This is a genomic window from Streptomyces sp. NPDC039423 (genome assembly GCF_055598725.1).
Genome location: NZ_JBVKAH010000002.1, coordinates 151551 through 177513, shown reverse-complemented (window position 1 = coordinate 177513; position 25963 = coordinate 151551). Strand labels below are relative to the sequence as shown.

35 protein-coding genes are annotated in these 25963 nt (G+C 68.9%); 4 read left to right on the top strand and 31 right to left on the bottom strand.

All coding sequences use genetic code 11. The annotated features are described in order from the left end of the window. Positions 1 to 19 precede the first annotated feature (19 nt). From ACZ7LK_RS06800 to ACZ7LK_RS06660, 29 genes are all read right to left on the bottom strand, one after another. Positions 20 to 679 carry an adenylate kinase gene (locus ACZ7LK_RS06800; protein WP_469464306.1) on the bottom strand — a complete coding sequence of 220 codons (660 nt, stop codon included), beginning with the start codon at positions 677 to 679 and terminating at the stop codon, positions 20 to 22. Then, the gene (gene secY, locus ACZ7LK_RS06795) at positions 679 to 1998 is read right to left on the bottom strand and encodes a preprotein translocase subunit SecY (protein WP_392272521.1); all 1320 of its coding nucleotides are present in this window, start codon (positions 1996 to 1998) and stop codon (positions 679 to 681) included. The genes ACZ7LK_RS06800 and secY overlap by 1 nt, the downstream gene beginning before the upstream one ends. A gap of 275 nt (positions 1999 to 2273) precedes the next feature. Beyond that, positions 2274 to 3035, bottom strand: a complete 762-nt coding sequence (locus tag ACZ7LK_RS06790; protein WP_392272522.1) for a class I SAM-dependent methyltransferase — start codon at positions 3033 to 3035, stop codon at positions 2274 to 2276. 20 nt (positions 3036 to 3055) lie between these two features. Then, positions 3056 to 3586, bottom strand: coding sequence for a hypothetical protein (locus ACZ7LK_RS06785; RefSeq protein WP_392272523.1), 531 nt, complete (start codon positions 3584 to 3586; stop codon positions 3056 to 3058). Then, positions 3583 to 4605 (bottom strand): alpha/beta fold hydrolase, encoded by a 1023-nt coding sequence (locus tag ACZ7LK_RS06780; protein WP_471138754.1) that lies wholly within the window; start codon positions 4603 to 4605, stop codon positions 3583 to 3585. Before ACZ7LK_RS06780 ends, ACZ7LK_RS06785 begins: the two co-directional genes overlap by 4 nt. After that, on the bottom strand, positions 4602 to 5495 hold the full coding sequence (locus ACZ7LK_RS06775; protein ID WP_392272525.1) for a hypothetical protein: 894 nt from the start codon (positions 5493 to 5495) through the stop codon (positions 4602 to 4604). Before ACZ7LK_RS06775 ends, ACZ7LK_RS06780 begins: the two co-directional genes overlap by 4 nt. Positions 5496 to 5610: 115 nt before the next feature. Then, a complete protein-coding gene (locus tag ACZ7LK_RS06770) occupies positions 5611 to 5877 on the bottom strand; it encodes a hypothetical protein (protein ID WP_469464307.1) in 267 nt (88 codons plus the stop codon). Positions 5878 to 6317: 440 nt separating this feature from the next. Further along, entirely contained in the window at positions 6318 to 6773 is a 456-nt protein-coding gene (gene rplO / locus ACZ7LK_RS06765; RefSeq protein ID WP_392272527.1) for a 50S ribosomal protein L15, read from the bottom strand. Between the two features lies 1 nt (position 6774). Then, positions 6775 to 6957 (bottom strand): 50S ribosomal protein L30, encoded by a 183-nt coding sequence (rpmD, locus tag ACZ7LK_RS06760; RefSeq protein WP_041130781.1) that lies wholly within the window; start codon positions 6955 to 6957, stop codon positions 6775 to 6777. Next, the gene (gene rpsE / locus ACZ7LK_RS06755) at positions 6957 to 7562 is read right to left on the bottom strand and encodes a 30S ribosomal protein S5 (protein ID WP_006376045.1); all 606 of its coding nucleotides are present in this window, start codon (positions 7560 to 7562) and stop codon (positions 6957 to 6959) included. The genes rpmD and rpsE overlap by 1 nt, the downstream gene beginning before the upstream one ends. 43 nt (positions 7563 to 7605) lie before the next feature. Continuing rightward, positions 7606 to 7989 (bottom strand): 50S ribosomal protein L18, encoded by a 384-nt coding sequence (rplR, locus tag ACZ7LK_RS06750; protein WP_031076680.1) that lies wholly within the window; start codon positions 7987 to 7989, stop codon positions 7606 to 7608. Positions 7990 to 7992: 3 nt separating this feature from the next. Next, on the bottom strand, positions 7993 to 8532 hold the full coding sequence (gene rplF, locus ACZ7LK_RS06745) for a 50S ribosomal protein L6 (protein WP_064069946.1): 540 nt from the start codon (positions 8530 to 8532) through the stop codon (positions 7993 to 7995). 21 nt (positions 8533 to 8553) lie between these two features. Next, on the bottom strand, positions 8554 to 8952 hold the full coding sequence (gene rpsH, locus ACZ7LK_RS06740) for a 30S ribosomal protein S8 (protein WP_084897853.1): 399 nt from the start codon (positions 8950 to 8952) through the stop codon (positions 8554 to 8556). Between the two features lie 208 nt (positions 8953 to 9160). Next, positions 9161 to 9346 carry a type Z 30S ribosomal protein S14 gene (locus tag ACZ7LK_RS06735; protein ID WP_003956452.1) on the bottom strand — a complete coding sequence of 62 codons (186 nt, stop codon included), beginning with the start codon at positions 9344 to 9346 and terminating at the stop codon, positions 9161 to 9163. Between the two features lie 5 nt (positions 9347 to 9351). Further along, positions 9352 to 9909, bottom strand: coding sequence for a 50S ribosomal protein L5 (rplE, locus tag ACZ7LK_RS06730; RefSeq protein ID WP_064069947.1), 558 nt, complete (start codon positions 9907 to 9909; stop codon positions 9352 to 9354). Then, positions 9909 to 10232 (bottom strand): 50S ribosomal protein L24, encoded by a 324-nt coding sequence (rplX, locus tag ACZ7LK_RS06725; protein WP_019888758.1) that lies wholly within the window; start codon positions 10230 to 10232, stop codon positions 9909 to 9911. Before rplX ends, rplE begins: the two co-directional genes overlap by 1 nt. Before the next feature lie 2 nt (positions 10233 to 10234). Continuing rightward, positions 10235 to 10603, bottom strand: a complete 369-nt coding sequence (rplN, locus tag ACZ7LK_RS06720; RefSeq protein WP_003956455.1) for a 50S ribosomal protein L14 — start codon at positions 10601 to 10603, stop codon at positions 10235 to 10237. A gap of 150 nt (positions 10604 to 10753) precedes the next feature. Next, positions 10754 to 11038 (bottom strand): 30S ribosomal protein S17, encoded by a 285-nt coding sequence (gene rpsQ, locus ACZ7LK_RS06715; RefSeq protein ID WP_039656223.1) that lies wholly within the window; start codon positions 11036 to 11038, stop codon positions 10754 to 10756. Next, complete coding sequence (rpmC, locus tag ACZ7LK_RS06710) at positions 11038 to 11262, bottom strand: 50S ribosomal protein L29 (RefSeq protein ID WP_031076670.1); 225 nt, start codon at positions 11260 to 11262, stop codon at positions 11038 to 11040. Before rpmC ends, rpsQ begins: the two co-directional genes overlap by 1 nt. Further along, on the bottom strand, positions 11262 to 11681 hold the full coding sequence (gene rplP, locus ACZ7LK_RS06705; protein WP_005313579.1) for a 50S ribosomal protein L16: 420 nt from the start codon (positions 11679 to 11681) through the stop codon (positions 11262 to 11264). The genes rpmC and rplP overlap by 1 nt, the downstream gene beginning before the upstream one ends. Positions 11682 to 11686: 5 nt before the next feature. Continuing rightward, positions 11687 to 12514 (bottom strand): 30S ribosomal protein S3, encoded by an 828-nt coding sequence (gene rpsC, locus ACZ7LK_RS06700; RefSeq protein ID WP_392272528.1) that lies wholly within the window; start codon positions 12512 to 12514, stop codon positions 11687 to 11689. Further along, on the bottom strand, positions 12514 to 12861 hold the full coding sequence (rplV, locus tag ACZ7LK_RS06695) for a 50S ribosomal protein L22 (RefSeq protein WP_030685471.1): 348 nt from the start codon (positions 12859 to 12861) through the stop codon (positions 12514 to 12516). Before rplV ends, rpsC begins: the two co-directional genes overlap by 1 nt. A gap of 49 nt (positions 12862 to 12910) precedes the next feature. Continuing rightward, positions 12911 to 13192, bottom strand: coding sequence for a 30S ribosomal protein S19 (gene rpsS / locus ACZ7LK_RS06690; protein ID WP_003974263.1), 282 nt, complete (start codon positions 13190 to 13192; stop codon positions 12911 to 12913). A gap of 12 nt (positions 13193 to 13204) precedes the next feature. Beyond that, the gene (gene rplB, locus ACZ7LK_RS06685; RefSeq protein ID WP_344363073.1) at positions 13205 to 14041 is read right to left on the bottom strand and encodes a 50S ribosomal protein L2; all 837 of its coding nucleotides are present in this window, start codon (positions 14039 to 14041) and stop codon (positions 13205 to 13207) included. A gap of 41 nt (positions 14042 to 14082) precedes the next feature. Beyond that, a complete protein-coding gene (gene rplW / locus ACZ7LK_RS06680) occupies positions 14083 to 14400 on the bottom strand; it encodes a 50S ribosomal protein L23 (protein ID WP_064069950.1) in 318 nt (105 codons plus the stop codon). Further along, complete coding sequence (gene rplD / locus ACZ7LK_RS06675; RefSeq protein ID WP_392272529.1) at positions 14400 to 15050, bottom strand: 50S ribosomal protein L4; 651 nt, start codon at positions 15048 to 15050, stop codon at positions 14400 to 14402. The genes rplW and rplD overlap by 1 nt, the downstream gene beginning before the upstream one ends. Positions 15051 to 15057: 7 nt before the next feature. Continuing rightward, a complete protein-coding gene (rplC, locus tag ACZ7LK_RS06670; RefSeq protein ID WP_064070111.1) occupies positions 15058 to 15702 on the bottom strand; it encodes a 50S ribosomal protein L3 in 645 nt (214 codons plus the stop codon). Between the two features lie 13 nt (positions 15703 to 15715). After that, a complete protein-coding gene (gene rpsJ / locus ACZ7LK_RS06665; RefSeq protein ID WP_003948644.1) occupies positions 15716 to 16024 on the bottom strand; it encodes a 30S ribosomal protein S10 in 309 nt (102 codons plus the stop codon). A gap of 439 nt (positions 16025 to 16463) precedes the next feature. After that, positions 16464 to 17432, bottom strand: coding sequence for a TetR/AcrR family transcriptional regulator C-terminal domain-containing protein (locus ACZ7LK_RS06660; protein ID WP_471138743.1), 969 nt, complete (start codon positions 17430 to 17432; stop codon positions 16464 to 16466). Between the two features lie 199 nt (positions 17433 to 17631). Here ACZ7LK_RS06660 and ACZ7LK_RS06655 point away from each other — a divergent pair, with 199 nt between their 5' ends. The 4 genes from ACZ7LK_RS06655 (at position 17632) to ACZ7LK_RS06640 (ending at position 22270) form a co-directional block, all read left to right on the top strand. Continuing rightward, on the top strand, positions 17632 to 18735 hold the full coding sequence (locus tag ACZ7LK_RS06655) for an FAD-dependent monooxygenase (protein ID WP_471138741.1): 1104 nt from the start codon (positions 17632 to 17634) through the stop codon (positions 18733 to 18735). Positions 18736 to 18767: 32 nt separating this feature from the next. Then, positions 18768 to 19574, top strand: coding sequence for a bleomycin resistance protein (locus ACZ7LK_RS06650; RefSeq protein WP_471138739.1), 807 nt, complete (start codon positions 18768 to 18770; stop codon positions 19572 to 19574). A gap of 43 nt (positions 19575 to 19617) precedes the next feature. After that, the gene (locus tag ACZ7LK_RS06645; RefSeq protein WP_471138737.1) at positions 19618 to 20076 is read left to right on the top strand and encodes a hypothetical protein; all 459 of its coding nucleotides are present in this window, start codon (positions 19618 to 19620) and stop codon (positions 20074 to 20076) included. Between the two features lie 142 nt (positions 20077 to 20218). After that, on the top strand, positions 20219 to 22270 hold the full coding sequence (locus ACZ7LK_RS06640; RefSeq protein ID WP_469464328.1) for a PIG-L family deacetylase: 2052 nt from the start codon (positions 20219 to 20221) through the stop codon (positions 22268 to 22270). Positions 22271 to 22468: 198 nt separating this feature from the next. On the opposite strand, the gene tuf is transcribed toward ACZ7LK_RS06640, so the two are convergent. Both tuf and fusA read right to left on the bottom strand, forming a co-directional pair. Further along, on the bottom strand, positions 22469 to 23662 hold the full coding sequence (gene tuf, locus ACZ7LK_RS06635) for an elongation factor Tu (RefSeq protein WP_064069958.1): 1194 nt from the start codon (positions 23660 to 23662) through the stop codon (positions 22469 to 22471). Between the two features lie 149 nt (positions 23663 to 23811). Beyond that, the gene (gene fusA / locus ACZ7LK_RS06630) at positions 23812 to 25938 is read right to left on the bottom strand and encodes an elongation factor G (RefSeq protein ID WP_392272533.1); all 2127 of its coding nucleotides are present in this window, start codon (positions 25936 to 25938) and stop codon (positions 23812 to 23814) included. Between the last annotated feature and the right edge of the window lie 25 nt (positions 25939 to 25963).

Below are 25963 nucleotides of genomic sequence, written 5' to 3'. Positions count from 1 at the left end.
ACGGTACGTGAGGGGAGGGCTACGCGGCCTTCTCCCCGCGCAGCGCGGTCATCGCACGCTCGGTGACGTCCTCGACCTTGCCGAGCGCCGAGATGGTGACCACCAGGCCCTGGGCCTTGTAGTAGTCGATGATCGGCTCGGTCTGCGTGTGGTAGACCTCCAGCCGCGTGCGGACGGTCTCCTCGGAGTCGTCGTCGCGCTGGTAGAGCTCACCGCCGCAGGCGTCGCAGACGCCCTCGGTCTTCGGCGGCGCGTACGTCACGTGGAAGACGTGGGCGCTGTCGTTGCGGCAGATGCGGCGGCCCGCGATCCGCTTGACGACCTCGTCCTCCTCGACCTCCAGGTCGAGGACGGCGTCCAGCTTCATGGCCTCGCCGTCGAGCATGGCGTCCAGCGCCTCGGCCTGGGCCACGTTCCGCGGGAATCCGTCCAGGAGGAAGCCGTTCACGGCGTCCGGCTGCTCCATGCGGTCCTTGGCCATACCGATGGTGACCTCGTCGGGTACGAGGTTGCCGGCGTCCATGTACGCCTTGGCCTTCTTGCCCAGCTCCGTGCCCTGACTGATGTTGGCGCGGAACAGGTCGCCCGTGGAGATGTGCGGAATCGACAGGTTCTTGGCAAGGAACGCGGCCTGCGTTCCCTTGCCCGCACCGGGCGGTCCGACGAGGACGATTCGCATCAGCGGAGGAACCCTTCGTAATTGCGCTGCTGGAGCTGGCTCTCGATCTGCTTCACGGTCTCCAGCCCCACACCCACGATGATGAGGATGCTCGTCCCGCCGAACGGGAAGTTGGCATTGGCGCCACCGAAGCCTGCCAACGCCATCGTCGGCACAAGAGCGATCAGACCCAGGTACAGCGAGCCCGGCCAGGTGATCCTGTTGAGCACGTAGCTCAGGTACTCGGCAGTAGGTCGACCAGCCCGGATACCCGGGATGAAGCCACCATACTTCTTCATGTTGTCCGCGACTTCCTCGGGGTTGAACGAGATCGCCACGTAGAAGAAGGCGAAGAACACGATCAACAGGAAGTACGCGGTGATGTAGTAGGGGTGGTCACCCTTGACGAAGTGCGCTTCGATCCAGGTCTTCCAGCCGGCGGTCGAGTCCGAGAACTGGGCGATCAAGGCCGGGATGTAGAGCAGCGACGAGGCGAAGATGACAGGAATCACACCCGCCTGGTTCACCTTGAGCGGGATGTAAGTGGACGTACCGCCGTAGGACCTGCGGCCGATCATGCGCTTCGCGTACTGCACCGGGATGCGGCGCTGGGCCTGCTCGACGAAGACGACGAGGGCCACCATCACGAAGCCGATCAGGATGACGGTGCCGAACTCGATCCAGCCCTGGGCGAGCTTGCCGCTGACCTTGATGGCCCACAGGGCGCCCGGGAAGCCGGCGGCGATCGAGATGAACATCAGGATCGACATGCCGTTGCCGATGCCGCGGTCGGTGACGAGCTCACCGAGCCACATGACCACCGCGGTGCCGGCGGTCATGGTGATGACCATGACGGCCGTGGTGAAGATCGACCGGTCGGGAACGACCTGGCTGGCCACCGTGCAGCCGCTGAAGAGGCCGCCACCGCGGGCGGCGGCGACGACGCCGGTGCCCTGGAGGATCGCGAGGGCCATGGTCAGGTAACGCGTGTACTGCGTGATCTTCGCGGTGCCCGACTGGCCCTCCTTCTTGAGGGCTTCGAGGCGCGGGATGACGACGGTCAGCAGCTGAAGGATGATGCTCGCCGTGATGTACGGCATGATGCCGAGCGCGAAGATGGTGATCTGCAGAAGCGCCCCGCCGCTGAACAGGTTCACCAGGCCGAGCAGGCCGTTGCCGCCCCTGCTGGCCTCGTCCACGCACTGCTGGACGGACTGGTAGTCGACACCGGGGACGGGGATGTGCGCCCCGAGCCGGTAGATCACGATGATGCCCAGCGTGAAGAGCAGCTTCTTGCGCAGGTCGGGCGTCTTGAACGCCCGGGCGAACGCGGTGAGCACGGTGCCTCCTGCGACCCCCGCGCTATGCGTCAGAGGGTGACGGTCTTGAGGATCGACGAATACGTATCAGTCAGAACCGCCCGGGGGTACCGGGCGGCTGGTCCGGAGGTCAGCGGGTTCGCCGCTACTGTCCATGACCTCCACTAGTAAAACGACAGTGCACGCCACCTTACCGGCGACCGCCCCTCCTGGAACAACCATCCAGCCTGGGTATGCCCGAAACCCCGCCGATCGTGGGCCCCGCGACCCGGCACCCCCTGCCCGGTTCGGCCCGTTCAGCCGGTTTTGCGGTAGAGCGAGACATGGCGGGCGGCGCCCCGGGTGAAGGGCGAGCCCTCCCAGTCGCTCCACCGGGCCACCTTGGCGAACCCCTCCGTCGCGGCCATCAGGTCGAGTTCGGCGGGCCAGGTGTAGCGGCTCACCTCCGGGAAGGTACGGACCCTGCCGTCGGAGACGAAGGTGCGGAGCAGCACCAGGAGCTGCTCGACCGGGTCGTTGGTCATCGAGTCCACCAGCAGGGTGCCGTCCGCCAGGACGCTCGACTGGGTGTGCGCCCCTTCCAGCCGGTGGAAGAAGCTGGGCTCGTAGACCTCCACGAGCAGGTGCCCGCCGTCCCCGAGATGGGCGGCGGCGCGCCCGAGCGCGGCCCGCTGCGCGTCCTGGGACGGCAGCATGAACAGGGTGCTGTTGGTGATCAGGCACAGGTCGAAGCCGGTGCCGACATCGGCCGTCGCGATGTCGGCCACATGCCGCCCGACCAGGCCCTTCTCATCCCGGGCCCGTAGCTGGTCGAGCATGGCGGGCGAGTTGTCGACCGCGTCCACGCGGTAGCCCCGCTCGGCCAGGGCCAGGGCCAGCCGTCCGCTGCCCGCGCCGAAGTCCACCACCCGGGCGGGCGGTTCGGTCACCGAGGCGACCCTGGCCACGGCGCTCGGCAGGTCGTGGAACGGGTACAGCAGGTCGTGGAAACGGCCGATCCCGTTGCCGTACTCCGCCGCGTCCGTACCGTCCGCCGCCTCGGTCCGGGGCTCCGTCACGGCGCCCTCCCTCCCCTTCGTCACAGGCTGTGCACGTCCGAGGCGAAGAACATCTCGGGGGGCACGGTCTCGTCGTAACCGGGCGACAGCGCGATCAGGAACTGCGTGCGCTTGGCGTCCGCGTGGTGGTCGCACTGCTTGGACACGTAGTTCAGGAGGACCAGGTAGGGCAGGGTGAGCTGGAGCCGCTCGAGCGGCTCCTCGCGCCGGACGAAGATCTTCAGTTCCTCGACGGCGTCGAAGACGACCTTCTCCCGGCGGCGGTTGGGATTCCACACGATGTGGTGACCGCGCCGCTCCTCGACGATCACCTTCTCCCGCCATTCGGTGAGCGTGCCGTCCGCCAGTTCGTCCCGGTACAGCAGGTGGGTGTCGTGCATCCCGGGGTGCGGCCCGAAAAACCGCCAGCTCGGGATGAAGATCTGCAACGGGTCGACCCGCCGCTGGACGGGCCCCGCCTTCTGGAGCTGGTTGAGGGCGCTGATCGCCCACCACGAGCCGAGCGCCCCGTAGAGCAGCACCCGCCGCCCCGTCCTCAGCGCCTGCTTCACTGTTCTCCCCCTTCGCCGCCGGCCGTGGCCGCGGCTCGTTCCCTGACCCGTACGATCGCGTCCGCCACCCTGCGGGCGTGGACGCGGTCCATGACGAGGGACTCGTGTCCCGCGTCGGGCACGACCTCGTGCTCGCCGGCCGGGGACAGCCCGGCCAGCTCTTCCTGGAGACGCCCGTGCACGGCGTCCCCGCGTACCGTCCCGCCCGCCGTCACCACGGCCACCGGGCGCCCGGAGAGGGTGGTCAGCCCCCGTGCGCCGGCGTTCCAGGTGCGCAGGCACTCGCGGAGTTCGGCCGCCGCGCCGGCCCACGGGCCGGGACGGGACAGCCGGCGGCGGGTGGCCTCGGCGGCCCCGCCGGGCAGCCGGCCGACGTCGCTCACGGCGAGCGCCCCGTACATGTTGCCGAACGCCGCGCGGGCCGCGCCGACCCGGAGGTTCTGCCGGAAGGCGGGCAGCGCCTCCCGCTGGACCCGCGACCGCTCGAACTGGTCCGGGTGCGAGGCGTCCACGAAGACCAGCCCCGCCACGGCCTCCGGGTACCGGGCCGCGAAGCTCCGGATCAGCAGCCCGCCGACGGAGTGCCCCACGAGCACGTACGGCGGCGGCAGCTCCAGCGCGTCGAGCAGCGAGCGCAGCCGGTGGGCCTGCGCGTCCGGCCCGAGGCCGCCGGGCAGCCGGGGCGTCCAGCCGGTGCCGGCCCGGTCGTAGGCGAGGTACGGCACCGAGGGGCCGAGGTGCTCGACGACCCACAGCCACTCGGTCGCGGCGGACAGCAGCGCGTTCTCGAACACCACGACCGGCCCGTGCGGCTCCCCGGACTCCCCCGGCTCCGGCGGCCTGCGCCACAGCGCGTGCATCCGCCCGCCGCCCGGCAGGGCGACCAGCTCACCGGGCGCTTCCCGCCCCGGCTCCCGGCGCCGTGCCAGGGCGCGGCCCCCGACGACCGCCGCGGTGGTCACGGCGGCCGCGCCCGCGGCGAGCCCCGCGGCCACCGCGCCGGCCCGGGTGCCGCTCATGAGCCGCCGAGCCCGAGCCTGGCGCGCAGCTCCCGGCGGGTGTACTCGACCGCCGGGTAGGTGCCGGTGAAGGACCACAGGAAACGGTTGAGGCCCATGTACCGGCCGTTGGCCAGGTGGAACACCGCACCGGCCGCCACTCCGGCCCTCGCCACCGGCTTGGGCGCCACCAGCAGCAGCGGGAACAGCGTCTCGCCGGCGATGACCGCCCAGGCGAGGAGCCTGGCCAGCTCGGGGCGGTCCTTGACGTACTCGTAGAAGTTCCGGTCGCCGTACGTCCGGGTCCGCAGCACCCCGGGGATGGCCGCGCCGCTGCGCCAGGTCGGGGACGCCAGCTTGACCAGCCCGGAGGTGAGGTACGACAGCGCGCTCTGGGCCGTGAGGTAGTGGGCGCAGGCGGCGCGGGCCCGGCTGTCGGAGCCGGACAGCTTCTCCAGCCCGGCGACGACGAAGTTGATGAGCGCCAGCTGGTCGGATCCGTCCATCCCGAGCCCGCCGGTGCGGACCGTGGAGGCGGCGCTGGTGCCGGCCAGCAGCGCCAGCAGGGCGGCCCGTTCGGCGCGGCCCGGGTTGCCCAGCAGCAGCCGCGCGGCCGCCAGCAGCCGGACGACCGGGAGGGCCTGGTCGGCGGGCGGGGCGATCGCCTTGGAGACGACCCGGCCCGCGGGACGGTCGAGGAAGGGGAACCGGACCCGGGCGATGGTCCAGGGAAGCAGGTCGGAATTGTTTTTGCTGCCGGTCCTGCTGAGTTGTTCCAGGGCGGCCAGCAGGGCACCGACGGACGTAATGCGCTCGATCTGCCGGACAACGGTGTCCAGATCACTGCCCGAGGCCGCGCCCGGCATTCTCCGGGAGGCGATCTGCTGGACGAATCGCTTGCTCTTGCTCATCAAAGGGACTCCACGCACGGCTCCTGCACGACGGGCCGGTGGCCGCCGCCCGACGAGCGGGCGACGGCCACCGGTTGTTTCTCACCTGCCGCCTCGAAGGCGGGCCCCCGAGGGGTCAGGCGGAGAGACGCGCGTCGATCAGCCGGTCCGCCGAGAGGCCGCTCTCGACCGAGAAGCTCGGCACGTCGGCCTCACCGTCGGGCTGGTAGCCGCCGAGCCGGGTGATCGTCGGGGTGGCGGTGACGGCCGGGATGGCCGTCGCGACGAGCACCGTGGCCGGCGTCGCGAGCACCGGGCCGCCGACGGCGGCGGCAACCACGCCACGGGCGTCGGAGTCGACCGTGGAATTCGCCAGGGCAGTGACATCAGCACGCAGCGACATCTTTTTCCCTCCCGTTTATGCGCATGCTTTTCAGGCAGGCGAAAACAGGGGGTGAATTCCCCGGTCGATCCCCCGCGCGAATGTCATGCGCAATCAAATGAAATGGTCACGAGGATCGTAGGCGGACGCCGAGAAGGGCGGCAAGGGAAAAAGGGCGGAGCCGGTTCGCCACCTGGCTCGATCTTTTCGCCGTCCGTTCCCGGGGCACCGGCCGGCGGGCGGGGGGATCGCCTTCGTAGAGCCGCTCCGCCAGGACGCGAGGGAGGCGTTTGTGGCGGCGGTCACGCCAGGATGACGACCGAAATCGATCACTTACGATCGCGTCTGATCGCCAGCGTCGGCGGCCGTCCCGGACCCGCACGAACGACAACGGCCCGGGTCATCCCTCGATGAGGGACGACCCGGGCCGTTGCTCAGCCGGAGCGGCTGGCGGCCGAGGCTCAGACGAGCTCGGTCACCGTGCCACCGGCGTTGGTGATCTTCTCCTTGGCGGAGCCGGAGACGGCGTCCACCGACACCTGCAGCGCCACGGAGATCTCGCCCTGGCCCAGGACCTTGACGAGGCTGTTCTTGCGCACCGCGCCCTTGGCGACCAGGTCGGCCACCGTGACCTCGCCACCCTCGGGGTAGAGCGAGGCGAGCTTGTCCAGGTTCACGACCTGGTACTCGGTGCGGAACGGGTTCTTGAAGCCCTTGAGCTTCGGGAGACGCATGTGGAGGGGCATCTGCCCACCCTCGAAGCGCTCCGGAACCTGGTAACGGGCCTTGGTGCCCTTGGTACCACGACCGGCCGTCTTACCCTTCGACGCCTCACCACGACCGACACGGGTCTTCGCGGTCTTGGCACCGGGGGCGGGACGGAGGTTGTGGACCTTCAGCGGGTTCTGCTCCGCCATGTCAGTCGACCTCCTCGACCGTCACGAGGTGGCGGACGGTGTGCACCATTCCGCGGAACTCGGGGCGGTCCTCCTTGACGACCACGTCACCCAGGCGCTTGAGGCCCAGGGAACGCAGGGTGTCGCGGTGGTTCTGCTTGCTGCCGATGTACGACTTCGTCTGCGTGACCTTGAGGCGAGCCATTACGCACCCGCCCCTGCACGCGCACGGAGGAGAGCCGCGGGGGCGACGTCCTCGAGGGGCAGACCACGGCGAGCCGCGATCTCCTCGGGACGCTGCAGGCCCTTGAGGGCCGCCACGGTCGCGTGCACGATGTTGATCGCGTTGGACGAGCCGAGCGACTTCGACAGGATGTCGTGGACGCCGGCGCACTCGAGCACCGCACGCACCGGGCCACCGGCGATAACGCCGGTACCGGGGGAAGCAGGCTTGAGCAGGACGACGCCCGCGGCCTTCTCGCCCGTGATCGGGTGCGGGATGGTGCCCTGGATACGGGGGACCTTGAAGAAGTGCTTCTTGGCCTCCTCAACACCCTTGGCGATGGCGGCCGGCACCTCCTTGGCCTTGCCGTAACCGACACCCACGGTGCCGTCACCGTCGCCCACCACGACCAGCGCGGTGAAGCTGAAGCGACGACCACCCTTCACAACCTTGGCGACGCGGTTGATCGCGACGACGCGCTCAACGTACGCGGTCTTCTCGGCGGCAGCAGCGCCGCCGTCACGGCCCTTCCGGTCCCGCCGCTCGCCGCCACCGGCACCGCTTCCGCGGCGCTGGGGTCCAGCCATTGGAATTACCTCTCTTCGTTTTCCGCTGAGCTACGGAACCGGCTCAGAACTTGAGCCCGGCTTCGCGGGCGGCGTCCGCCAGGGCGGCGATGCGCCCGGCGTACTGGTTGCCGCCACGGTCGAACACGACAGCCTCGATGCCGGCGGCCTTGGCACGCTCGGCCACGAGCTGGCCGACCTGCTTCGCCTTCGCCGACTTGTCGCCTTCGCCGCCGCGGATGGACGCGTCCAGGGTGGACGCCGACGCGAGGGTGTGACCCGCGATGTCGTCGATGACCTGAGCGGTGATCCCGCGGTTGGAGCGCGTGACGACCAGGCGCGGACGCTCGGTCGTACCCGCGATCTTCTTGCGGATGCGGATGTGGCGACGCTTCAGAGCAGCGCCCTTGTAGGCCTTGCCCTTGGCAATCTTCACGCCGTATGCCATGGCTTACTTACCAGCCTTTCCGACCTTGCGGCGGATGACCTCACCCGCGTACTTCACGCCCTTGGCCTTGTAGGGGTCGGGCTTGCGAAGCTTGCGGATGTTCGCGGCGACCTCGCCGACCTTCTGCTTGTCGATGCCCTCGACCGAGAACTTGGTCGGCGACTCGACCTTGAAGGAGATGCCCTCGGGGGCCTCCACCAGGATCGGGTGGCTGTAGCCGAGCTGGAACTCCAGGTTGGAGCCCTTCGCGGCCACGCGGTAACCGACACCGCTGATCTCGAGCGCCTTCGTGTACCCCTGGGTCACACCGGTGATCATGTTGGCCACCAGCGTGCGGGACAGGCCGTGAAGGGCCTTGTTCTGACGCTCGTCGTTCGGACGGGTGACGTTCAGAACGCCGTCCTCGCCCTTAACGATCTCGATCGGCGCGGCGACGGTGTGGCTCAGGGTGCCCTTGGAACCCTTCACCGTGACCGTGCGGCCCTCGATGGTGACGTCCACGCCGGCGGGAACCGTGATGGGGAGCTTGCCAATACGCGACATTAGCTTTTCCTCCGTTCCCGACTACCAGACGTAGGCGAGGACTTCCCCACCCACGCCCTTCTTCTGCGCCTGCTGGCCGGTCAGGAGGCCGTGGGACGTGGAGATGATCGCCACGCCCAGACCGCCGAGGACCTTCGGCAGGTTGGTGGACTTCGCGTAAACCCGCAGACCGGGCTTCGAGATCCGCTTGATGCCCGCGATGGAGCGCTCACGGTTCGGACCGAACTTGAGCTCGAGGACGAGGTTCTTGCCAACCTCGGCGTCCTCGACGCGCCAGCCCGTGATGAAGCCCTCCTGCTGGAGGATTTCCGCGATGTGAGACTTGATCTTGCTGTGCGGCATCGTCACGGAGTCGTGGTACGCCGAGTTCGCGTTCCGCAGACGCGTAAGCATGTCTGCGATCGGATCAGTCATGGTCATGAATTGGCCTTCGGCCTCTCTCGCCGGGGTTTCCTGTATGCGCCATCCCTCTCCCCGCTCATGGGCGGGACGGGTGCGGTGCGGGGACCTACGGCGTAGTAAGTCGTACGGGCGGCAGGCGCCCAACCCCACAAGCCTACGACATGCGGGGCGGGGCTCCTGCCGACCAGATGCTTACCGAGAGTCCTGGATCAACCCGAAAGGGCTGTTACCAGGAGCTCTTGGTCACGCCCGGCAGCTCGCCACGGTGAGCCATCTCACGGAGGCACACGCGGCACAGGCCGAACTTGCGGTAGACGGAGTGCGGACGACCGCAGCGCTGGCAGCGGGTGTACGCGCGCACGCCGAACTTGGGCTTGCGGGCAGCCTTCGCGATGAGAGCCTTCTTCGCCATCTCGCTTACGCCTCCTTGAACGGGAAGCCGAGGTGACGGAGGAGCGCACGGCCCTCTTCGTCGTTGGTCGCCGTGGTCACCACGGTGATGTCCATACCCCGGACACGGTCGATCTTGTCCTGGTCGATCTCGTGGAACATGACCTGCTCCGTGAGACCGAAGGTGTAGTTGCCCCGGCCGTCGAACTGCTTGGGGGACAGGCCGCGGAAGTCGCGGATGCGCGGGAGCGCCAGCGACAGGGTGCGGTCCAGGAACTCCCACATGCGGTCGCCACGCAGGGTGACGTGAGCGCCGATGGGCTGGCCCTCACGCAGCTTGAACTGCGCGATGGACTTGCGGGCCTTGGTGACGGCCGGCTTCTGGCCGGTGATCGTGGTGAGGTCCTTGATGGCCCCGTCGATCAGCTTGGAGTCGCGGGCGGCGTCGCCCACACCCATGTTGACCACGATCTTCACGAGGCCGGGAACCTGCATGACGTTCTCGTACGAGAACTCCTCACGCAGCTTGCCCGCGATCTCCTCGCGGTACTTCGTCTTGAGACGCGGAGTGGTGGTGGTAGCCATCAGATGTCCTCACCCGTCCGCTTGGCAACGCGGATCTTGTTGCCCTCGTCGTCGAAGCGGTAACCGACGCGCGTGACGACCTTGTTGCCGTCCTTCTCCACCACGAGCTGAACGTTGCTCACGTGGATCGGGGCCTCGGTCGTGACGATGCCACCGGTCTGCGAACCGCGAGCGGTCTGACCGGCCTTGGTGTGCTTCTTGACCCGGTTGACACCCTCGACCAGGACACGGTCCTCGCGGGGGAAGGCCGCGATGACCTTGCCCTGCTTGCCCTTGTCCTTACCGGTGATGACCTGGACCAGGTCGCCCTTCTTGATCTTCATGCTTACAGCACCTCCGGCGCGAGCGAGATGATCTTCATGAACTTCTTCTCGCGCAGCTCACGGCCCACGGGGCCGAAGATACGGGTGCCGCGAGGGTCGCCGTCGTTCTTCAGAATGACGGCGGCGTTCTCGTCGAAGCGGATGTACGAGCCGTCCTGGCGGCGGCGCTCCTTGACGGTGCGAACGATGACCGCCTTGACGACGTCACCCTTCTTCACGTTGCCACCGGGGATCGCGTCCTTGACGGTGGCGACGATGACGTCACCGATGCCCGCGTAGCGGCGACCGGAACCACCGAGAACACGGATGCAAAGGATCTCCTTGGCACCAGTGTTGTCGGCGACACGCAGTCGCGACTCCTGCTGGATCACGTCTATCTCCTGATCGTCTGCCGGTTCCCGGCAGGGGCTGCCTTTTCACGGGGAGCCCCTGCCGAGCCTGGCGGAACTAAGTGCTGGGGCAGTGACGCCTCAGCGGGGGGCATGCGGGACCCCTCCCGTCAGGGAGGGGACCCCGCAAAATTACTTGGCCTTCTCGAGGATCTCGACGACGCGCCAGCGCTTCGTCGCGGACAGCGGCCGGGTCTCCATGAGGAGGACGCGGTCGCCGACGCCCGCGGCGTTCTGCTCGTCGTGCGCCTTGAGCTTGTTCGTACGGCGGATGACCTTGCCGTACAGCGCGTGCTTGACGCGGTCCTCGACGGCGACGACGACGGTCTTGTCCATCTTGTCGCTGACGACCAGACCCTCACGGGTCTTGCGGAATCCGCGCGCTTCCTTGTTCTCAGTCACGTTGCTCTCGCTCATCAGGCGCTCTCCACCGTTTCGATGCCCAGCTCGCGCTCACGCATCAGGGTGTAGATCCGGGCGATGTCCTTACGGACGGACTTGAGCCGACCGTGGTTCTCGAGCTGACCCGTCGCCGCCTGGAAGCGGAGGTTGAACAGCTCTTCCTTGGCCTCGCGGAGCTTGGCAACAAGCTCCTCGTTGCCCAGCTCGCGCAGCTCGGACGCCTTGGTACCGGCCGACATCACGCTTCACCTGCCTCGCGCTTGACGATCCGGCACTTCATCGGCAGCTTGTGGGCCGCGCGAGTCAGAGCCTCACGTGCGATCTTCTCGTTCGGGTAGGACAGCTCGAACATGACCCGGCCCGGGTGCACGTTCGCGACCCACCACTCCGGGGAACCCTTACCGGAACCCATGCGGGTCTCGGCAGGCTTCTTCGTCAGCGGGCGGTCCGGGTAGATGTTGATCCAGACCTTGCCGCCACGCTTGATGTGGCGGGTCATCGCGATACGAGCCGCCTCGATCTGGCGGTTGGTCACGTACGCCGGAGTCATGGCCTGGATGCCGTACTCGCCGAACGCAACCGTCGTACCACCCTTGGCCATACCGCGGCGCTTGGGGTGGTGCTGCTTGCGGTGCTTGACCCTACGGGGGATCAGCATGTCGGTCAGGCCTCCGTTCCGGTGCTCTCAGCCGGAGCGGCGGCGGCGGCCTCGGCCTTGGGGGCCTCGGCGCCGGCAGCCTGCTGCGGCTTGCGACCGCGACCGCCACGCTCGCCACCGCGGCCACCACGGGCCGGGCGGTCGGCGCCACCACGGGCCGGGCGGTTGCCGGCGCGGGCAGCAGCGTTCTCGGCGCGGACCTCGGCGATGTTCTTGACGTCGCCCTTGTAGATCCAGACCTTCACGCCGATGCGGCCGAAGGTCGTCTTGGCCTCGAAGAAGCCGTACTCGACGTTCGCGCGGAGCGTGTGCAGCGGCACACGGCCCTCGCGGTAGAACTCCGAGCGGGACATCTCGGCGCCGCCGAGACGGCCACCACACTGGATCTTGATGCCCTTGGCGCCCGCCTTCATGGCCGACTGCATGCTCTTACGCATGGCGCGGCGGAAGGAGACGCGGGAGGACAGCTGCTCGGCAACGGCCTGGGCCACGAGCTGAGCGTCGACCTCGGGGTTCTTGACCTCGAGGATGTTCAGCTGGACCTGCTTGCCCGTGAGCTTCTCGAGGTCACCGCGGATGCGGTCGGCCTCGGCGCCACGGCGGCCGATGACGATGCCGGGACGAGCGGTGTGGATGTCCACCCGCACGCGGTCACGGGTGCGCTCGATCTCCACCTTCGAGATGCCGGCGCGCTCCATGCCGGACGTCATCATCCGACGGATGGCGACGTCTTCCTTGACGTAGTCCTTGTACAGCTTGTCGGCGTACCAACGCGACTTGAAGTCGGTGGTGATGCCGAGCCGGAACCCGTGCGGGTTTACCTTCTGGCCCATTACCGGGTTCCTTCCTTGCTGCTGACGACCACGGTGATGTGGCTGGTCCGCTTGCGGATCCGGTAGGCACGGCCCTGAGCACGCGGACGGAACCGCTTCAGGGTCGGGCCCTCGTCGACGTACGCCTCGCTGATGTACAGCGAAGAGGCGTCCGTGTGGTCGTAGTTGTGCGCGGCGTTGGCAATGGCGCTGTCCAGCACCTTGCCCACCGGCACGCTCGCGGCCTGCGGGGCGAAACGCAGGACCGCCTGAGCCTCCGTGGCGTCCATGCCACGGATGAGGTCCACCACGCGGCGGGCCTTCATGGGCGTGACGCGGATGTACCGCGCCTGGGCCCTGGCTTCCATGGTTGTCCCTTCAGTGTCTGACACGTTCGTCATGGTCTGTCACCCCGCGTTAGCGGCGCTTCGACTTCCGGTCGTCCTTGACGTGGCCGCGGAAGGTGCGAGTCGGCGAGAACTCGCCGAGCTTGTGGCCGACCATCGACTCGGTGACGAACACCGGGATGTGGGTCTTGCCGTTGTGCACCGCGATCGTGTGGCCGAGCATGGCCGGGACGATCATCGAGCGACGGGACCAGGTCTTGATGACGTTCTTGGTGCCGGCTTCGTTCTGAGTGTCCACCTTCTTGATCAGGTGGTCGTCGACGAAGGGCCCCTTCTTGAGACTACGCGGCATCTAAACCCGCTCCTAGCGCTTCTTGTTCGTCTTGCGGCGGCGGACGATGTACTTGTTGCTCGCCTTCTTGGGAGAACGAGTACGACCCTCCTTCTGACCCCAGGGGGAGACCGGGTGGCGACCACCGGAGGTCTTGCCCTCACCACCACCGTGCGGGTGGTCGACCGGGTTCATGGCGACACCACGGACGGTCGGGCGAACGCCCAGCCAGCGCTTGCGGCCGGCCTTGCCCCAGTTGATGTTCGACTGCTCGGCGTTGCCGACCTCGCCGATCGTGGCGCGGCAGCGGACGTCGACCAGGCGGATCTCACCGGAAGGCATGCGCAGGTGGGCCATCTGGCCCTCCTTCGCGAGCAGCTGCACGGAGGCACCCGCGGAGCGGGCGAACTTGGCGCCACCGCCGGGACGGAGCTCGATCGCGTGGATCGTGGTACCGACCGGGATGTTGCGGAGGGCCAGGTTGTTGCCGGGCTTGATGTCGGCGCCGGGGCCGTTCTCGATCCGGTCGCCCTGGTTCAGGCCACGCGGAGCGATGATGTAGCGCTTCTCGCCGTCCACGTAGTGGAGGAGCGCGATGCGCGCGGTGCGGTTCGGGTCGTACTCGATGTGAGCGACCTTGGCCGGCACGCCGTCCTTGTCGTGACGACGGAAGTCGATCACGCGGTAGGCGCGCTTGTGGCCACCGCCCTGGTGACGGACGGTCACACGACCGGTGTTGTTACGGCCGCCCTTGCTGTGCAGGGGGCGGACCAGCGACTTCTCCGGCGTGGACCGCGTGATCTCGACAAAGTCGGCGACGCTGGAGCCACGACGGCCCGGAGTCGTCGGCTTGTACTTGCGGATACCCATTTCTCAGTCCTCGTCCGATATTCGGACGATCCAGACCGCCCTTAGGCGGTCGGACCGCCGAAGATGTCGATACGGTTGCCCTCAGCAAGGGTCACGATGGCGCGCTTGGTGTTCGCGCGCTTACCGAAACCGGTGCGGGTGCGCTTGCGCTTGCCCTGGCGGTTGATCGTGTTCACCGACGTGACCTTGACCGAGAAGACCGCCTCGACGGCCTGCTTGATCTGGGTCTTGTTCGCGGTGGGCGCCACGATGAACGTGTACTTGTTCTCGTCGAGCAGCGCGTAGCTCTTCTCGGAGACAACCGGCTTGACGAGAACGTCACGCGGGTCGGAGAAGGTCTTGCTGGTGATCTCGGCCATCAGGCCTCGCTCCCCTCGTTGTCATCGGCCTTGGGGCCAGACACGAAGGACTCGAAGGCGGCCTTGGTGAAGACCACGTCGTCGGAGACGATCACGTCGTACGTGTTCAGCTGGCCCGGCTCCAGGATGTGAACCTGGGGCAGGTTGCGGGCGGAGAGCCACGCGGCCTCGTCGGCGCGGTCGACGACCAGGAGCAGGTTCTTGCGCTCCGAGATCTTGCCGAACAGCGTCTTGGCGGCCTTGGTGGAGACCTCGCCCTCGACCACGCCGGTGACGACGTGGATGCGGGAGTGACGCGCCCGGTCCGAGAGGGCACCGCGCAGGGCGGCGGCCTTCATCTTCTTCGGGGTGCGCTGCGAGTAGTCACGCGGCACGGGGCCGTGGACGACGCCACCGCCGGCGAACTGCGGGGCGCGGGTCGAACCCTGACGGGCGCGGCCGGTGCCCTTCTGGCGGTAAGGCTTCTTGCCACCACCGCGGACTTCGCCACGGGTCTTGGTCTTGTGCGTGCCCTGACGGGCAGCGGCCAGCTGTGCGACGACGACCTGGTGGATCAGCGGAACGCTGGTCTTCGCGTCGAAGATCTCCGCGGGGAGCTCGACGGTACCGGCCTTGTCGCCTGCCGGCGAAAGGATGTCAATGGTGCTCATCGTTACCTCAGGCCCCCTTGGCCGCGGTACGGACCAGGACGAGGCCGCCGTTCGGACCAGGAACCGCACCCTTGATCAGGAGCAGACCCTTCTCCGCGTCAACGGCGTGGACGGTCAGGTTCTGGGTGGTGACCCGCTCGTTGCCCATGCGGCCCGCCATGCGGAGGCCCTTGAACACACGGCCCGGGGTGGCGCAGCCACCGATGGAACCGGGCGAGCGGTGCTTGCGCTGGGTACCGTGTCCGGCGCCCAGGCCACGGAAGTTGTGGCGCTTCATGACACCGGCGAAGCCCTTGCCCTTGCTCTTGCCGGTGACGTCGACCTTGACGCCCGCCTCGAAGACCTCAGCGGTGATCTCCTGGCCGAGCGTGTACTCGGAGGCGTCAGCGGTGCGGATCTCCACCAGGTGGCGGCGCGGGGTGACGTCGGCCTTGGCGAAGTGACCCTTGAGGGGCTTGTTCACCTTGCGCGGGTCGATCTCGCCGAAGGCGATCTGGACCGACTCGTAGCCGTCGGTGTCGTTGCTGCGGACCTGGGTGACGACGCAGGGCCCGGCCTTGACGACGGTCACCGGGACGACGCGGTTGTTCTCGTCCCAGACCTGGGTCATGCCGAGCTTCTCGCCCAGGACGCCCTTAATGTTCTTAGCCATCTCGCGCGTCACCTCAGAGCTTGATCTCGATGTCGACGCCGGCCGGCAGGTCGAGACGCATCAGCGAGTCAACCGTCTTCGGCGTGGGGTCGAGGATGTCGATGAGGCGCTTGTGCGTGCGCATCTCGAAGTGCTCGCGCGAGTCCTTGTACTTGTGCGGCGACTTGATGACGCAGTACACGTTCTTCTCAGTGGGCAGCGGCACCGGGCCCGCGACCGACGCACCAGTGCGCGTCACCGTCTCGACGATCTTCTTCGCCGACGAGTCGATGACCTCGTGGTCGTAGGCCTTGAGCCGGATGCGGATCTTCTGTCCCGCCATGGCTACTCAGTAGTCCTGTCTCTCGTAACGCTCTGGAACCTGGTGGGCCGCTTCCCCCTTGGCGTCACCGCCTGGGAATCACAGCCCCTCCTCCGACCCACGCGGTCGGGCGTGTCGCATCCCCTCTACGTAGATCTCCCGAAGGATTTCCCAACCGAGGGGGTGCGGGCCCGAGGACCGCGCTGTGCTCAATCAAGAGCGTCGGGGGTGGAACACCCACCGGGTGCCTGGTCGGCGCCCCGCTGACACTTCCCGGAAGATTCCCGTACGTCCGCCCCTGATCAGGGGCGACGAGTACTGTGGGACTCGCTTCCGGTCCTCCCGGCGGGAGGCGCGCAGCATCGGCACTCAACCGAGCAACCCCGACAGTCTGCCATACCGGGCGGAGCCCACGCCAATCGAGCCGAAGAGATTACCCCACGGCACGACGAGATACGCGTCACCCCTTCCGTGAGCCCTTTCCCGAGCCCTCCCGCGAGCACTCCCGCGAGCCCTCGACGATCAGCGCGATGCCGTCCAGCAGGGGCGTGAGGCCGAAGGTGAACAGGGCGTCGAGGTCGAGGTCGTAGCCGCCGTCGAAGCCGGTGATCGTGCGGGTGAGGGCCGGGAAGCGGCCGGAGGTGAGGATGGCGCGCATGGCGGCCTCCTGGCCGTCCATCCACTCGTCCTCGGTGAGGCCGGTGGAGGCCTGGGCCTGGACCTCGCGCTCCAGGTTGACGGCGAGTCCCTGGACGTAGTTGTAGACGAGCAGGTGGATGTCGAACCGGGTCCTGGCGTCGAGGCCGCTCGCCTCCAGTGCGGCGAGCACCCATTCGCCGTGCGCCATCAGGTTCGGCAGGACGAGCGGGCGGCTGAGCGGACCGATCTGGGCGACCCACGGGTGCCGGCGGCACACCTCCCACATGGCGCGCGCCCCCGTCTCCAGCCGGGCGCGCCAGCCCTCGGGCGGTACGGCGGGGTGGGTGACCTCCCCGTAGGCGGCGTCGGTCATCAGGGCGACGAGCTCGTCCTTGCTGCCGACGTGGCGGTACGGGGACATCGCGGCCACTCCGAGGCGGGCGGCGACCCCGCGCATCGACAGCGCGGCCAGGCCCTCGGCGTCGGCGATCTCCATGGCGGCCCGTACCACGCGGTCCCGTGTGAGGTCCGGGTCCGCGGCGCGCCGGGGCTGCGGGGGCGCGGCGGGGGTGCTGGGCCCGGCGACGACGGTGCCCACCCGGGGCCGGGCCTCGACCACGCCCTCCAGGCGCAGCGTGGTCAGTGCCTTGGTGGCCGTGGCGAGGGCGACGCCCCACCGCTGGGCGATCTGCCGGGTGGAGGGCACGCGGTCCCCGGGGCGGAGGTCCCCGTCGGCGACGCGCCGCCGGATGTCGGCGGCGATACGGAGGTAGGGGGGCTGGTCGCCCATGCGGCGCCACCTCTCTTCCCGGATTTTTCTTGTCGGCTTTTTCGCCGGCTGTCCGCCCTGTACTAGGGCAGAGCCTAGCAGCGCGGATGGCGGTTTCCGGGCCCTGTGAACTAGTACAGCAGCTCCTTTATGCCTGTTGGCAGGCCTGTGTGTACGCCGTACATTCAGTCGCGTACACCGTACCGAAGGGAGCTCCCCCATGCAGTCCGTCCTCATTTCCGGCGCCGGCATCGCCGGATCCGCGCTCGCCCACCTCCTCCACCGCCGGGGGTTCGCCGTCACCGTCGTCGAGCGGGCCCCGGAGCCGCGCGCCGGCGGGCAGGCGATCGACGTCCGGGGCGTGGCCCTGGAGGTGGTGGACCGCATCGGCGTACTGGAACGGGCCCGGGAGCTCCGGACCCGCACGCGCGGCATGTCGGTCCTGGACGCCGAGGGCACGGAGATCGACCGCTCGACCGAGTACGCGCTCAGCAGCGGCCGGCTCGACAACGACGACATCGAGGTGCTGCGCGACGACCTGGCGCGGCTGCTGCACGAGCGGGCGTGCGAGGACGGCGGTGTGGAGTACGTCTTCGGCGACGGCCTCACCGCGCTGACCGAGGACGCCCACGGGGTCGCGGCGGACTTCACGCACGGTCCGTCGCGCCGCTTCGACCTGGTGGTCGGCGCGGACGGGCTGCACTCGACGGTCCGGCGGCTGGCGTTCGGCCCCGAGGAGGACTTCATCCGGCACCTGGGCAGCTACCTGTCCGTGTTCGGCGCGGACAACTTCCTCGGCCTGGACCACTGGCAGGTGTGGATGCGCGACGGCGACGCCGGCTTCGGGATCATGCCCGTACGGAACAACCGCGAGCTGCGGATCGCGTTCGGGTTCGAGTCCCCGCCGCTCCCCCGCGACACCGACCTCGCCTCGCTGGTCACCGACCGGCTCGCCACCGTCCGCTGGGAGGGCGACCGGCTGGCGAAGGCCGCGCGGGAGGCGCCCGATTTCTACTGCGACGCGATGGCCCAGATCCACATGGACCGCTGGTCCCGGGGCCGTACGGTCCTGCTCGGCGACGCCGGTTACTGTCCCTCCCCCCTCTCCGGACAGGGCACCAGCCTGGCCCTGGTGGGGGCCCACGTCCTGGCGGACGAGCTGGCGCGGAGCGCCGGCGACCACCGGGCGGCCTTCGCCGCGTACGAGTCGCGCATGCGGCCGTTCGTCACCGTGAACCAGGCGCTCGCGACGGAGAACCCGGGCGGGCCCGCGTCGGAGGAGTCCCTCGAACGCGCGAAGAACTCGATCACGCTGGACGCGTGACGGAGTAGTCAAATTTGATTAGAGTGGAAAGGGTGAGCGAGAAGACGATTCCGATCCTGCCCTGCCGGACCCTCCGGCCCGTCCTCGACTTCTACACGGCCCTCGGCTTCGAGGTGACCTTCCAGCAGACGAGCCCCAATCCCTACGCGGTCGTCGAACGGGGCGACATCCAGCTCCATTTCTTCGGGATGAAGCGCTACGAGCCGACCGCGTCGTACAGCACGTGTTACGTCGTCACCGACGACGTCGACGGGCTCCACGACGCCTTCCGCGCCGGCCTCAAGGCCGCGTACGGCAAGGTCCCGACCCGCGGTCTGCCGCGCATCGGAGCGGTGTCCGACACGTCCCACGGGATGCGGCAGTTCCTCCTGACCGACCCGGGCGGCAACTGCGTCCGCGTAGGCCGCCCGACGCACCCCGACCGGCATCACCGGCCCGCTCCTCGGGAGACCTTCGCCCGGGCCCTGCACCTCGCCGCGCTGTTCGCCGACTCCCGGGACGACCCGGCGGGAGCCGCGAAGATCCTCGACCGGGTCCTGCGCCTGGAGGACGAGCGGCCCACCCCGGCCCAGTTGCTGCGCCTCCTCGCCCTCCGCGCGGATGTCGCCGTCCGCCTCGGCGACCACGGGACGGCGGCGTCCTCCCTCGCCCGCGCCGAGGCGGTCGACCTGACCGAGGAGGAACGGCAGTCGGTGCACGACGACCTGCGGCGCCTCGCGGATCTGACGGAACGGGCGGGCGGGAGCCGGACCGGGCGGGCCGGCCGGGCCGGGACGCCCGCCGGTCCCCCCGCCGACGGGGACCGTTCCGCCGGCGGGGACCGTTCCGCCGGCGCATGACGACACTATGATCGGACCGTTTGCATTCGATCATGGGGGAAACATGCGCCGAACGGTCACCACCACCGCACTCGTCCTGACCGCCGCCCTGCTGACGGGATGTGGCGGCAGCGGGAGCGAGGACAGTCCGAAGCCCGCCGGGAAGCCGTCCGCGGCGGCCGGGGCACCCGGGGCGGCCGGCGGCGACGGGCCCGTCAGCCACCAGGTCACCCTCGAAGTGCGGGGCACGGGCTCCACGCTCGTGTACTACAACCTGGAGACCAACAAGGGTGAGCAGGTGACGCTGCCCTGGAAGAAGACGGCCACCATCACCCTCACCACCGAGGCCGAGAAGAAGGCCGGCACCGTGGTGTCCGTCGTACCCGGGTCCGTGACGGACGGGAATGGCATGCTCAAGGCGGCGCCCTGCGTGATCACCGTCGACGGCAAGAAGGTCGCGGACAACGCGGGCGCCGACGACAAGAACCCCGGTTCGAGCATGTGCGAGTACACGCTGAAGTGATCGGCCGCTGAACGCCGCGCGACGGCAGGGCAACCCGATACCCCGATTTTCCGTCTAACCGACCGCAGAACGCGGGTGGTTGGGCCGACGGGGGAAGCGGGACGTGGACGACATACGGGGGGCGGGGCCGGGCCCCGCGGGTGTGCGGCGCCGGGGTCTCCTCGCGTCCGCGGGGGCCGCGGCGGTGGCCGCCGTCACCGGGTGCTCGGTGCCCGCGCCCCGGCGCGGCGGGCCCACGGCCGATCCGGCACCGGGAATCCCGATCACCAGCTCGCGGCGCGCGCAGCTCATGCAGATCGCGGCGCACCCGGACGACGACCTGTACTTCATGAACCCCGACGGCCGGCGGATGCTGGACGCCGGCGTCCCGCTCGTCTCCGTGTACGTCACCGCCGGCGAGCACGACGGGAAGAACCACATACCCGGCCGGCCGGGCGTCCCGGCCGACAAGGCTGCCTACTCCTCCGCCCGCCACCAGGGCCTGCGCCAGGCGTACGCGACCATGCTGGGGCTCGGCACGTTCACCACCTGGCAGAAGGGCGTGATCACCCTCCGGGGGGACCGCCGCGCCGAGATCAACACCCTCACCCACGGCAACCGCCGCGTGGAGCTGGTGTTCCTCAACCTCTCCATGCACGCCCCACGCCGCTGGTCCGCCCTGCCGAGCCTGTGGAAGGACCGCGCGCTGGGCCTGCGGACCGTGGTGGCCGACGACTCGCCGGTACGCAAGGCGGACACGTACGACTACGACGCGCTCGTCGAGGTGCTGGTCGGGCTCATGGAGCGCTACCGGCCGACCGTGATCCACACGCTGGACCCGGACCCGGACATCCAGCACAGCGACGAGAAGACCCGGAAGAAGGACTCCGAGCAGCCCGGCTACTCGGACCACGCCGACCACACCGCCGTCGCGTCCTTCTCCTGGGCCGCCATGGTCCGCTGGGCGGCCGACGCGACCAGGGACGGGGGCTCCCTGCCCGCGTTCGTGGCGACGTCCTTCCGCGGGTACTACAACCGGCACTGGCCCAAGAACCTCCCCGCTCCGGTATTGAAGGAGAAGGCCGCCCAGCTCGTGCCCTACGGCGGCGACCCCTCCTGGGCGTGCGGCAACAGCGGCGGCTGCGGCGACTACAACGTTGGGGGTGACCGGCCGCTCACCAACAAGAAGGGCTGGGTACGGGCCACCCATTACCGCTACCCGGACGCCGGCCCCGTGGTGTCCACCGAGCCGGACGGGCGGCTGGCCGTGTACGGGGTGCTGGGTCTGCGCGCGGTGCGCTGGCGCGAGACGCACCCCGGCAGCGGGGAGTGGGGCGAGCCGGGCGACCTGGGCGGCGGACCGCTGGCGCCGGGCCTCGGCGGGGTGACCCTGGCGGACGGCCGCCAGTTGCTGTTCGGGCTCCGGTTCGCCGCCCTCGGCGGGCACGGCGGGCCGAACGCGCGCGAGGTGGTGCTGCTGGAGCAGCGCCGTCCGGGCGGGCCGTTCCTCGCGTGGACCGGGCTCGGCAACCCGGAGCGCGGCGACGACCGCGGGCGGCGGCTCGGCGTGCCGGTGGCGGTGGCCGGCCCCGACGGGCGGGTGCACCTCTTCGTGCGCAACGCGGACAAGGGCGTCAGCGGCCGCGTCCGGGAGCCCGGCGGCACGTGGGGCCCGTGGCGGGACCTGGGCGGTGCGGAGGTCCAGGACGGGCTGTCGGCCGCGGTGGACGGCTCGGGGCGGGTGCACCTGTTCGCGGCGGGCCGCGAGCACGTCCACCACTGGACGCAGGACACGCTGGGCGGGCCGGTCTCGTTCCGCCCCGGCGGCGCGCTCCCCGTCCCGGGCGGTCCGGTGGCGGTGGCCCCGGCCGGGGACGGCGGTCTGGTGCTGTACTACCGCGGGCCCGCCCGCGCGGACGTGACGGCGGTACGCCCGGACGGCACCCCCGCGCCGAAGGCCGCCCTCGACGGCTACGGCCCCGTGACGGTGACGGCCACGCCCCGGGGGCCGGCCTTCCTCGGCAGGGACCTCCGCGGCCGCGTCCGCATCCGCACGCCCGGCCCGGCCGGCCGGCTCGCCACCCGCACGGGAGGCGTCGTCCCGCTGGGGCGGGCCGCCCTCGTCCCGCACCCCCGGCACGGCCTCCTGGCCGTGGGCCTGGGCGCGGACGCCCACCCCTGGACCTGGACGCCGGAACCGCGTACCCAGGGCTGAGCACCGCGAGCCGGACGGGCCGGAGAACCGCGAGCGGGAAAGAGGCGAAGGGCCCCGCGGAGCCCGCACGAGCCCGAACGGTCCGCACGAGCCCGAACAGTCCAACCCGAAGAGCCCGCACGAACGCGAAGGGCCCCGCACCTCACGGTGCGGGGCCCTTCTTGCAGCTCGGTGGAGAGCTACCAGGTCGGATCAGAATTACTTCGTGATCTTGGTGACCTGGCCGGCGCCGACGGTCCGGCCACCCTCACGGATGGCGAACTTCAGGCCCTCCTCCATGGCGACCGGCTGGATCAGCTGGACGGACATGGTGGTGTTGTCGCCCGGCATGACCATCTCGGTGCCCTCGGGGAGGGTCACGACGCCGGTCACGTCCGTGGTACGGAAGTAGAACTGCGGGCGGTAGTTGTTGAAGAACGGCGTGTGGCGGCCACCCTCGTCCTTGGACAGGATGTAGGCCTGCGCCTCGAACTCGGTGTGCGGGGTGACCGAGCCCGGCTTGATGATGCACTGGCCGCGCTCGACGTCCTCGCGCTTGATGCCACGGAGGAGCAGACCGACGTTCTCACCGGCCTGGCCCTCGTCGAGCAGCTTGCGGAACATCTCGATGCCGGTGACCGTGGTGGTGGTCTTCTCGGTCTTGATGCCGATGATGTCGACGGTCTCGTTGACCTTGAGGACACCACGCTCGATGCGGCCGGTGACGACCGTACCGCGACCGGTGATGGTGAAGACGTCCTCGATCGGCATCAGGAACGGCTTGTCGACGTCGCGCTCGGGCTGCGGGATCGACTCGTCGACGGCGGCCATCAGGTTCAGGACCGACTGGCCCCACTCCTTGTCGCCCTCGAGCGCCTTGAGCGCCGAGACCTTGACGACCGGAACGTCGTCGCCCGGGAACTCGTACTCGGTGAGCAGCTCACGAACCTCGAGCTCGACGAGCTCCAGGATCTCCTCGTCGTCCACCATGTCGGCCTTGTTCAGGGCGACGACGATGTACGGAACGCCGACCTGGCGGGCCAGGAGCACGTGCTCCTTGGTCTGCGGCATCGGGCCGTCGGTGGCGGCGACCACGAGGATGGCGCCGTCCATCTGGGCAGCACCGGTGATCATGTTCTTGATGTAGTCCGCGTGACCGGGGCAGTCGACGTGGGCGTAGTGACGCGACTCGGTCTGGTACTCGACGTGCGCGATGGAGATGGTGATACCGCGCTGGCGCTCCTCAGGAGCCTTGTCGATCTGGTCGAACGCCGAGGCCTCGTTCAGGTCCGGGAACGCGTCGTGCAGCACCTTGGTAATGGCGGCCGTGAGGGTCGTCTTACCGTGGTCAATGTGACCGATGGTGCCGATGTTGACGTGCGGCTTAGTCCGCTCGAACTTCGCCTTCGCCACTGGGGTCCTCCTGAGAGTGGTTCTGGTACGCCTTACTCATCGGCGCCAGGTGATCTTTGCTGGGTGGCCACCCGCCGGGGCCCTGCCTCGGGTTTCGGGGCCGAAGCCCCGGCGGATGGTGTCAAGCCTAAAGCGTGAAACCGGGAGAGTTACTCGCCCTTGGCCTTCGCGATGATCTCCTCGGCGACGTTCCGCGGAACCTCGGCGTAGGAGTCGAACTGCATCGAGTAGCTTGCGCGACCCGAGGTCTTGCTGCGGAGGTCGCCGACGTAGCCGAACATCTCCGAGAGCGGAACCAGGCCCTTGACGACCCGGGCACCCGCCCTCTCCTCCATGGCCTGGATCTGGCCACGGCGGGAGTTGATGTCACCGATGACATCGCCCATGTAGTCCTCGGGCGTGGTGACCTCGACGGCCATCATCGGCTCCAGGAGCACGGGGGACGCCTTCCGCGCGGCCTCCTTGAAGGCCTGCGAACCGGCGATCTTGAACGCGAGCTCGGAGGAGTCGACCTCGTGGTAGGCACCGTCGAGAAGCGTGACGCGAACGCCCGTCATCTCGTAGCCCGCGAGGATGCCGAACTGCATGGCCTCCTGGCAGCCGGCGTCCACGGAAGGAATGTATTCCTTCGGGATGCGGCCACCGGTGACCTTGTTGACGAACTCGTACGAGGCGTCGCCGCCCTCGATCGGCTCGACCGCGATCTGCACCTTGGCGAACTGACCGGTACCACCGGTCTGCTTCTTGTGGGTGTAGTCCACGCGCTCGACGGCCTTGCGGATCGTCTCACGGTACGCGACCTGAGGCTTACCGACGTTGGCCTCGACCTTGAACTCGCGCTTCATGCGGTCGACGAGCACCTCGAGGTGAAGCTCGCCCATACCGCCGATGACGGTCTGGCCGGTCTCCTCGTTGGTGTGCACCTGGAAGGAGGGGTCCTCCTCCGCGAGACGCTGGATGGCGACACCCAGCTTCTCCTGGTCACCCTTGGACTTGGGCTCGATGGCGACCTCGATGACCGGCGCCGGGAAGTCCATGGACTCCAGGATCACCGGGTTCTTCTCGTCGCACAGCGTCTCACCGGTCGTGGTCTGCTTGAGACCCATGACGGCGATGATGTCGCCGGCGCCCACCGACTCGATCTCCTCACGCTTGTTCGCGTGCATGCGGTAGATCTTGCCGATGCGCTCCTTCTTGCCCTTGACCGAGTTCAGCACCGAGGTGCCGGACTCCAGGCGACCGGAGTAGATCCGGACGAAGGTGAGCTTGCCGAGGTGCGGGTCGCTCATGATCTTGAACGCCAGCGCCGACAGCGGCTCGTCGTCCGACGGCCTGCGCTTGACGACCGTCTCCGCGTCCTTGACGTCGTGGCCCTCGATGGCCTCGATGTCGACGGGCGACGGCAGGTAGCGCACGACCGCGTCGAGCAGGGGCTGGACGCCCTTGTTCTTGAACGCGGTGCCGCAGAACACCGGGGTCACCGTGGTGCCGGTGCCCTTGCCGGAGGCGATGGTGATACGACGGATCGCGGCGTACAGCTGCTCCTCGGACGGCTCCTGGCCCTCCAGGTACAGCTCCATGATCTCTTCGTCGTTCTCGGCCACGGCCTCGAGCAGCTTGCCGCGGTACTCCTCGGCAGCCTCGGTGTGGGTGTCCGGGATGTCGACGATGTCGTACATCTCGCCCTTGGCGGCCTCGGCGGACCAGACCAGAGCCTTCATCCGAACGAGGTCGATGACGCCCTTGAAGTCGGCCTCGGCGCCGATCGGGAGCTGCATGACGATCGGCTGCGCGCCCAGGCGGTCGCTGATCATGTCGACACAGCGGTGGAACTCGGCGCCGGTCCGGTCGAGCTTGTTGACGAAGCAGATGCGCGGCACGCCGTAGCGGTCCGCCTGACGCCAAACGGTCTCGGACTGCGGCTCCACACCGGCCACACCGTCGAACACCGTCACGGCGCCGTCGAGGACGCGGAGCGAACGCTCCACCTCGACGGTGAAGTCGACGTGACCCGGGGTGTCGATGATGTTGATGGTGTGGTCGACGTCCTCGAGCGACCAGTGGCAGGTCGTCGCGGCGGACGTGATCGTGATGCCGCGCTCCTGCTCCTGCTCCATCCAGTCCATCGTGGCGGCGCCGTCGTGGACCTCACCGATCTTGTACGACACGCCGGTGTAGAACAGGATCCGCTCGGTGGTGGTCGTCTTGCCCGCGTCGATGTGGGCCATGATCCCGATGTTGCGGACCTTGGCCAGGTCAAGCGAAGTGGTAGCCATAAGGCTTCAGTCTTCTCTCGGTCTC